This window comes from Desertimonas flava (genome assembly GCF_003426815.1).
Classification (GTDB): domain Bacteria; phylum Actinomycetota; class Acidimicrobiia; order Acidimicrobiales; family Ilumatobacteraceae; genus Desertimonas; species Desertimonas flava.
This window is the reverse complement of the sequence record NZ_QKYK01000039.1, coordinates 38,644-46,919: the sequence shown is the minus strand read 5'-3', so window position 1 is coordinate 46,919 and position 8,276 is coordinate 38,644. Positions and strand designations below refer to the sequence as shown.

General features: G+C 71.8%; 6 protein-coding genes. 2 read left to right on the top strand and 4 right to left on the bottom strand.

Translation table 11 applies throughout. From position 1 onward, the window contains the following. Positions 1–179: 179 nt before the first annotated feature. From DN771_RS30590 to DN771_RS26360, 3 genes are all read right to left on the bottom strand, one after another. A complete protein-coding gene (locus tag DN771_RS30590; RefSeq protein ID WP_240394229.1) occupies positions 180–2,393 on the bottom strand; it encodes a hypothetical protein in 2,214 nt (737 codons plus the stop codon). A gap of 50 nt (positions 2,394–2,443) precedes the next feature. Further along, positions 2,444–4,489, bottom strand: a complete 2,046-nt coding sequence (locus tag DN771_RS26365; RefSeq protein ID WP_117000555.1) for an ATP-binding protein — start codon at positions 4,487–4,489, stop codon at positions 2,444–2,446. Between the two features lie 61 nt (positions 4,490–4,550). Then, complete coding sequence (locus tag DN771_RS26360) at positions 4,551–5,264, bottom strand: mycothiol-dependent nitroreductase Rv2466c family protein (protein WP_162942439.1); 714 nt, start codon at positions 5,262–5,264, stop codon at positions 4,551–4,553. Positions 5,265–5,337: 73 nt separating this feature from the next. On the opposite strand from DN771_RS26360, the gene DN771_RS26355 reads away from it, so the two are divergent. Both DN771_RS26355 and DN771_RS26350 read left to right on the top strand, forming a co-directional pair. After that, on the top strand, positions 5,338–5,997 hold the full coding sequence (locus DN771_RS26355; protein ID WP_162942438.1) for a 6-phosphogluconolactonase: 660 nt from the start codon (positions 5,338–5,340) through the stop codon (positions 5,995–5,997). Further along, positions 5,994–6,773 (top strand): transglutaminase domain-containing protein, encoded by a 780-nt coding sequence (locus tag DN771_RS26350; protein ID WP_117000552.1) that lies wholly within the window; start codon positions 5,994–5,996, stop codon positions 6,771–6,773. The genes DN771_RS26355 and DN771_RS26350 overlap by 4 nt, the downstream gene beginning before the upstream one ends. On the opposite strand, the gene DN771_RS26345 is transcribed toward DN771_RS26350, so the two are convergent. Then, entirely contained in the window at positions 6,774–8,255 is a 1,482-nt protein-coding gene (locus DN771_RS26345) for a mercuric reductase (protein ID WP_117000551.1), read from the bottom strand. It abuts the gene before it with no gap. Between the last annotated feature and the right edge of the window lie 21 nt (positions 8,256–8,276).

The window sequence follows — 8,276 nt, the reverse complement described above, 5'->3', positions numbered from 1 at the left end:
CGCGACACCAAGCTCCAGAGCCATGGCAACGCCAGTGACGATGGCCTACCCGACCGATCAGGCCGACCGGCCGGCAACCACCATTATGAACACCCAGCAAGCTCCGCTGGTCGCCGCAATCGGAGGGGGAATCCCCCTCCGAAACCTCCCCCTTCGGCGCCGGCGCCTTGGTCGTCCTGCTACCGGTCTCCATCGGTTGGCACCTCGCTGGTTGGCGTCTCGCTGGTTGGTGGCTCGCTCGTTGGTGACTCGCTGGGCGGGGCCGAGGTCGTGGGAGGGACGGTGGTCGTTGATGGGGTGGTCGTCGGTGGGGCCGCGGTCGGGGGTTGGTCGGGTCGGGGCTCGTCGGGACGGGGTTCGTCGGTGTCGTGCTCGCCGCTGTTGTCGGCGGGGTCGACGCTGGTCGGGGCCTGACTCGTCGGCGGGCCGCTGGTGGTGGTCGGTGCGACGGTGGTGGTGGTCGTCGGGCGGTCGGTGATCTCGACCTGGATCGGTGTCGACGTGATGTCGGCGTCGACCGTGTCGGCGCCGGGTGTCAAGGGGATCATCAGTCCGGTCACGTCGAGCTCGCCGTACATCTGGAGGCCCGAGGGAAGCTCGATGTCGATCTCGATCGTGTAGTTCCGTGGGCACTCGGGCTCCGAGGCGATGCTCGCGTTGAGGAGGAAGAAGCCGGCCTCGTTCACCGACGCCTCGGCGGAGATGCCCCCGGGGTTCGTCGCATGGTTGCGCAAGGTGGCCAGCGCAGAGTGATGCCCGTCGAAGAAGCGCGACCGGTTCGGCGGCACGCCGTCGGGATAGAGCACGAAGCCGGTGATGCTGATCGGCGTTGTCGCGGCGTCGAAGCGGGAGCAGCCCGAACCGCCTGGTGTGGTCGTGGCGGGTGTGGTCGTGGCGGGTGCGGTGGTGGGCAACGGCACGGCAATCGTGTCCGGTGGCCGGGTTGCCGGGGCGGTCGACGGCGCTGTCGGCGATGCGACGTCGGGTAGTGGACTCTCCGACGGGCCCGGTGTCGTGGTCGAACCGGGCGTCGTGGTCGGACCGGGCGTCGTGGTCGGACCGGGCGTCGTGGTCGGCCCAGTCGTCGGGGCCGGGCCGACGGAGACGTCGGGGTCGCTCGTCGTCGCCGGCGGGGGGTTGGCGACCGCACTCGCCAGTCCGAGTGCGACGTCGACGCCGGTCGACGCGACCAGGCAGAGACTGCCGCGAGGCGACAGCGGCGTCAAGACGGTGGTCGTGCGAGCGCCGGTGCTCGAACCGAGCGTGACGGTCGGGGGCCCCGGTGCGGCACCGCACGGGAACATCGTGACGTCGCCCGGTCCGTCGACGGAGTCGATGCGCAGCGTCACGAACGCTGCGGTCGCCGTGGCCGGGCCTCCGGAGGGGCCGGCCACGTCGATCTCGACCGTCTCACCGGCGCCGAGCGTCGTTCCCTCGGTGATCGTCGACGGCGGTGCGATGCGGAGGAGGCCGGACACGTCACCGGAGATGGCGCCGAGCACGTCGACGGCGAGGTCGGCGTCCACGGTCGCCGACACACAGATCGTGCCGGTGGGCGTCAGGGCGACGACCGTGCTGCTGGACACGACCTCGCCCGCCGCGACGTCGACGGTCGGGAGGGCGGGCGGCGAGCCGCACGGAACGACGCTGACCGAGCCGGCGGCGTCGGACGAGGCGGTGACGTTGACGAACACTCCGCGCGCGTCAGCGGGCACGCGGCCACGGCCGGCGACCGCGATCTCGACGATCTGCCCCGCGGCGATTCGCGGCGCGCCCGGCGCTCGTGCCGCGAACGACGTGGCGGGGAGCCGGTCGGCGGTGTCGAGGATGCGGGTGGCGTCGAACACGCCGACGGCGGAGCCGGCGACGATGTACCCGGTCACGTCGAGGGCGACATCGGCGTCGTTGTCGGTGCGCACGCACAGCTCCCCGCCGTCTCCGAGGGCGACGACCGCCGAGTTCGAGCGGGTGTCGCCGGTGGCGACGGTGAGCAGCGGCACCGGAGGCGGGCGGCGACCGCAGGGGTAGACCACGGCGGTGCCGGTCGACGCAGGGTCGATGACGGTGACGTTGACGATGGCTGCGACGGCGTCGGCCGGCACATCGCCACGTCCGGCCACCGGCACGGCGACCCGGCCTCCGGCGGCGACCCGGCCGGTGTCCTGCAGCCGACCGTCGACCGTCGGCGCTGTCCCGGCGCGGGTGTCCCAATAGCGCGCCGGCGTGATCGCCGTGATCGGGCCGCGCTCGGCGGTGGGAGGCTGCCCCGGCGCAACGGTGGCGGCTTGCGCGATCGCCGTCGGCGGTCCCGTGATGGCGAGGGTCAGCACGGTCGCCGAGATGGCGATGCGGCGCGCGGCGCGCAGCCCGTGCACGTTGGGAGTGGCAGTCATGGACCCGACGATCGGGCCGGGGACTGCTCACTTTCCAGGCCGGTTGCTGCTCAGTTCCAGGTCGCCGGCTCGTCGCCGCGCCGCTGCCCGGTCTCGATCTCCCAGAGCACGTCGGTGAGGCGCTCGATCGCCCGGCCCAGGTGGCGGCGGTACGTGGAGAACGGCAACCCGAGCAGCTCGGCCGCCGCTTCCTGTGACGGCACGGCGTGCCGGAACGTCCGGTCGAGGACCCTGACGAGACGTTCGCCGCGGGGCTCGTGCGCGAGCCCATCGATCGCCGCGGTCAGGACCGCGCCCAGGCGCTCGGCATCGCCGCCGTTCGCTGTGTCGCCGCCGCCGGCGAGCGCCGACCCCATCAGCAGGTTGCCCCGGAGCCGATCGGGACGGCGCAGGTCCCGTAGGGCGGCGCGTACCGCGTCGTCGAACGCGCTCCGGGCGAGCGGTGGGGGCCGCAGCATCGCCGCCGGGGCCGGCCCCGACTCGCCGGTCAGCTCGCGCTCGCCGAGCACGTCCTGCCAGCTCTCCACCGACAATCGCCGCCAGTCGTTGCCGTACACCACGTGGCTCGGGACCGGTTGGCCGATGTCGAGGTGATGCGTGAACGCGATGTAGTCCATCGCCGGTCCCCAGAACTCGGCATCGACGGCCGACACGAACGCCCACGCCAGGGGCCTGGTGACCCAGTCGACGGTCGCCGTCGTCGCCGCGGCGACGACCGCGAGCGGATCGCGCTGGTAGCCGTCGCGGCCGCCGACGAACCGGCCGAGCCAGATCTCCTCGCCCGGTCGAGCCGGCGACGTGGCCGCGGCGAACTCGAGGATCTCCCTGGCGACCGGGTCGGCATCGCAGAGCTCGGCGTCGGCCGGCCACAGGACGTTGTAGGCGAAGGCGGCAACCTCTCCGTCGACCCGGACCACGCGCAGGTTCTCGGGCTTCTCCGCCAACCAGCGGGCGGCCCGCGCGACCTCGGCGGTCGTGTCGGACTGCTCGATGATGGCGAGTACCGCCGGGTGGTCGGTCTCCTCGCCCGGCACCAGGGTGGTCGGGCCGTGATCCCGCATCATCAGGTAGAGCGCCGACAGTGGACTGTGACGGTGCAACCACAAGTTCTGGTCGAGCAGCAGCTGCCGGTCGAAGCCGTCGGCGCGGCGCAGACCCGATGCGACATGGCCGTGCACCGCCCGGTGGACCCGACGGTAGGTCTCCGGCGACCGTCGGATCAGGTCGGCCTCGAGGGCATCGCGGACGAGTGCGTGGGGGTGGAGTCCGTGAGGTGCCCGCGCCACGAACGGGCGCGACTCCAGCCACGCCCAGACGCTCGGGGCGTCGTCGCCGACGATCCGGCGCAGCAGGTCCTCGGTCGTCAGCCAGGCATGGGCACAGACGGCCAGTCCGGTGGCATGGGCGGCGCTCGGGACCGAGCCGATCACCCGGGTCGCCAGCGTGGCGACGAGGTCCGGGACGTCGGCGAGGTCGCCGGGCGGGGCGCCGGCCGTCTTCGTCGCTTCGGCCAGGAGGGCGAGCGTGAGGGGATGACCGCAGCCGAGGTCGGTCAGCGCGTCGACGTGCTCGGCGGGAGTCGCCGCCTTGAGGACGAGCTCGCGGCTGTCGGCGAGGTCGAGAGCGGCGAGCGGGTGGACGCTGACGACCTGTCGCCATCCGGCATCGGTGACCCACGGGTCGCGCGGCGAGGCCTGACCGCTGAGCACGACGATCGGGTCGCCGACCAACCCGGGGAGGAACTGGTCGCGCACCCAGGCGTCGTTGGCGGCGAAGTGCTCGTACCCGTCGAGGAGCACGACCTCGGGGTCGCCTCCGGCTCGCGTGGCGGCCCAGTCGTACGACGCCCGGAGCCCGTCCGGGGAACACTCGACGTCGCGCAGATCGACGGCGACCGTGGTCCGTCCCGCAGCAGTGGCGCGGGCCCCGAACTCGGCGAGCAACGCGGTCTTGCCGATGCCGCCCGGACCGTACACGTACATCACCCGCCAGCTGCTTGTGCCGGCGAGCAGTTCGTCGAACCGCGCCAGCTCGAACCGGCGTCCGACGAACGCCTGGCGCCTCGCCTGCTCGATGACCGTGGTGAGGGGCGTCATCGCCCACGACCGTACCGATCGGCGGCGGCGCCACCGGCACAATTCGTGGCGGAGGCGTGCCCTAGGAGAAGAGCGGCAGGTCGAGCGGGGGGCGCTTGGTGCGCTTGAGCTCGGCGAAGCCGGGGTAGTCGACGAACACGCGCAGGGCGTCGTACAACGCCACGGTGGTCTCGTCGTCGGCGGGCACGTCGCTGATCACCGGTCCGAACAGCGAGTTGCCCAGCGTCCCGTCGGCTTCGAAGTAGCTGATGATCGGCGTGCCGACATCGGGGCCGGTGCGGCGGAAGGCCTCGTCGCTCTCGGCGCGGATGAGAGGGTCCCAGGACTCGTTGTCGGCTTCGGCCAGGAGATCGGCGGGGAGGCCGAGCTCGGCGAGGATCGCGCCGGGCTCGACGTTGGCCGTCGCGGCGGCGAACTTCTCGCCGAAGTCGCCGGGGATCTCCTTGTACCAGTAGCGGTCGCCGAACGCCTTGTACAGCGCGCCGACGGCATCGTTGCCGAGGCGCTCACGGGCGGCGGCGCAGATGCGGTGGTAGCGCAGCCCGCGCTGCTGGGCCTCGGACATGGCTGGCGGGGGGTTGTTCGCCTCGTTGATGAACTTCAACGAGATGAACCGCCAGCCGACCTTGACGTCGCGCAGTTCGGCGACGCGGCGGATCCACACGGAGGTCTGCCACGCGAACGGGCAACCGGGATCGAAGAAGAATTCGATGTCGTACGGCCCGCCGGGCAGATCGGCGACGGGGGACTCGGAGGAGGTGAGCGTGTCGGTCACGCGATGGTGCAACACCGCGCCAGGCCGATCTCTTCCCGTGCGAGCGCGCCGCCCAGGCCGTACATTCGGTGCCGTGAGCTCCGGTCCGGTCGTCAGGGTGGTCGATGACCCCGATGCGGAGTGCGCGCAGTCGATCGCCCGGCGCCTCAACGCGGCGATCCGGCGCCGGGGCTCGGCCACGCTGGCGGTCTCCGGGGGGTCGAGTGCGCCGCCGATGCTGGCGATCCTGGCCGCCCTCGACGTGCCCTGGCCGAAGGTGGGTGTGTGGCAGGTGGACGAGCGGGTCGCACCCGACGGTGATGACAGTCGCAACGCCAACCAGCTGGCCGGCTTCCCCGGTCGCCATCGTCTGATGCCGGTCACCGACCCCGACCTCGTGAAGGCTGCCAAGCGCTACGCCCGCACGCTGCCGGAGCGGTTCGACGTGGTGCACCTGGGCCTCGGCGATGACGGCCACACCGCCTCGTGGCCCCCCGGCGATCCGGTGATCGACCGGACCGAACCGGTGGCCCTGTCCCAGGCCTACCAGGGGCACGTGCGCATGACCCTGACTCCAGGGGTGGTCAACGCGGCAACCGGGCGGGTCGTGCTCACCCGGGGTGCGGGCAAGGCCGCCGCCCTCGCGTCGTGGCTCGACCCGGCCGACGGGCCAGCTCCACCGATCGCCCGGCTGCGCGCCACGCGTACCGTCGTGTTCACCGACGCCGCGGCCGGGATCGGCAACCGCGGATGAGGCTCGATGTCGGCTGTCGACTGACGTTCGAGGCGCCGTGGCCGACGGGAATCGTGCTCATGGTGTCCCCCCAGTCGGGCGAGGCTCAGAACGTGGTGACCGAGCAGCTCGTGGTCGATCCGGCGACCCACGTTCGGTCGTACCACGATTCGTTCGGCAACCTCTGTCACCGACTGACGCTGCCCACCGGCCGCACCACGGTGGCGGCGGCGGCGACGGTGGACGTCGGTGACGAGATCGACGTCGACCCCACCGCCCCACGGTCGGAGTTCGAGACGATCCCCGACTGGGTGCTGGAATACTGCCTGCCGAGCCGCTACTGCCCGTCGGACACGCTGTACGACCTGGCCTCGACGGTCACCGCCGGCGCCCTCCCCGGCTACCCGCAGGTGGAGGCGATCCGGGCCTGGATCGCCTCCACGATCCGCTACGAGTACGGGACGAGCTCGTCGACGACGTCGGCGCTCGACACCATCGAGAGCCGCGCCGGGGTGTGCCGCGACTTCGCCCACCTCGGCATCGCCCTGTGCCGGGCGCTGCAGATCCCGGCCCGCATGGTGGTCGGCTATCTCCACGAGTTGGTGCCGATGGACGCCCACGCCTGGTTCGAGGCGTTCGTCGGCGACCGCTGGTACACGTTCGACGCCACCCAGCCGTCCGCCAAGGGCAACCGCGTCGCCGTCGCCTACGGCCGTGACGCCGCCGACGTCGCCCTCGTCACGCAGTTCGGCCCGGTCGCGTTGACCGAGATGTACGTCTCCGTCGATCCGGCGTGATCAGCCGGCGGCGGCGCCCTCGTCCGGGGTGAGCGGCTCGAGGGCGCCGAGGATCGTCGGGAAGAACTCGGCGACGGTGGGGTGGATCGGGAGCATGTCCTTGAGGACGTGACAGCTGGCGTCGGCGTGCATGAGGGCGCTGACGATCTGGACGATCTCGTCACCGCTCAGCCCGAGCACCGAGGCCCCGAGGAGGCGCTCCGTATCGGCGTCGACGAGGAGGTTGACAAGGCCGGCCGTCTCGCCGTCGAGCTTCGCCCGGGTGACGTCCGACATCGGGTATGTCGCCTTGAGGACGTTGCGTCCCGATCGTCGGGCCTCGCGGTCGGACATCCCGACGCGGCCGAGCGGCGGGTCGGTGAACATCGCGTAGGTGGGAATCCGCGAGTCGACGCTCCGTGAGCCGCCGTCGAGGTGGTCGACGAGGATCTCGTAGTCCTGATAGCTGGTGTGGGTGAACGCGCCGCGTCCGTTGATGTCGCCGAGCGCCCAGATCCCCTCGACGTTGGTGCGGAACACCCCGTCGGTCGGGACGAAGCCACGACCGTCGGTCTCGACGCCGACGGCGTCCAGGTCGAGGGTGTCGGTGTTGGGCGTGCGCCCGATGGCGACGAGCAGGTGGGTCCCGGCGATGTGTTCGCCGCCGGTTCGGGACGGGGTCGACGGGTCGGCGGAGATGTCGACGCGGATCACGCCGTCGGTGACCGACACCCGTTCCACCGCCGCACCCGTGCGGATGTCGATGCCTTCGTCGGTCAGGAACCGGGCGATCGCATCGCTGATCTCCGAGTCCTCCCGCGATGCGATGCGTTCACCCCGCTCGACGATGGTGACGGCGCTCCCGAGGCGGGCGAACAGCTGGCCCAGCTCCAGACCGATGTAGCTGCCCCCGAGGATCACCAGGTGCTCGGGGAGCGAGTCGAGATGGAGCACGCGATCGTTGTCGAGCCACGGCACGACGTCGCCGAGCGCGGGATCGAGTCCGAGGATGGCCGGCACGGTGGACCGCGTGCCGACGTTGACGAACACGTGCGGCGCGACGAGGCTGCGATCACCGACGGCCACGACGTGGCGGAGCCGACCATCGCCGGCGTCGTCGGTGCCCACGAATCTCGCCGTGCCGTAGATCATGTCGAGGCCGTCGGTGTGCTCGAGGGAGTCGGCATAGCCGTGCTGCCAGCCGTCGATCAGCACGTCCTTCCGCGCCATCACGGCGGCGAAGTCCACGGTGACCGGCCCGGCGTGGACGCCGTGGCGCGCTGCGGTGCGGGCGAGGTGGGCGACGCGTGCCGACGCCCGCAACGCCTTCGTCGGGCGGCAGCCGCGGTTGAGGCACGTGCCGCCGACCTTGTCCATCTCGACGAGGGCGACTCGCTTGCCCTGTCCGACCAGGTGGGTGGCGACCCCGGGACCGGCCTGGCCGGCCCCGATCACGATCGCATCGAACGGCTCGGCGTCGTTCGCCGACGCGGTGGCAGACATGGCCCAACGATGCCACGCCTA

Coding starts and splice junctions, on each gene's coding strand:
- DN771_RS30590 (WP_240394229.1), bottom strand. CDS start 2,393: ATGACTGCCACTCCCAACGTGCACGGGCTGCGCGCCGCGCGCCGCATC.
- DN771_RS26365 (WP_117000555.1), bottom strand. CDS start 4,489: ATGACGCCCCTCACCACGGTCATCGAGCAGGCGAGGCGCCAGGCGTTC.
- DN771_RS26350 (WP_117000552.1), top strand. CDS start 5,994: ATGAGGCTCGATGTCGGCTGTCGACTGACGTTCGAGGCGCCGTGGCCG.
- DN771_RS26345 (WP_117000551.1), bottom strand. CDS start 8,255: ATGTCTGCCACCGCGTCGGCGAACGACGCCGAGCCGTTCGATGCGATC.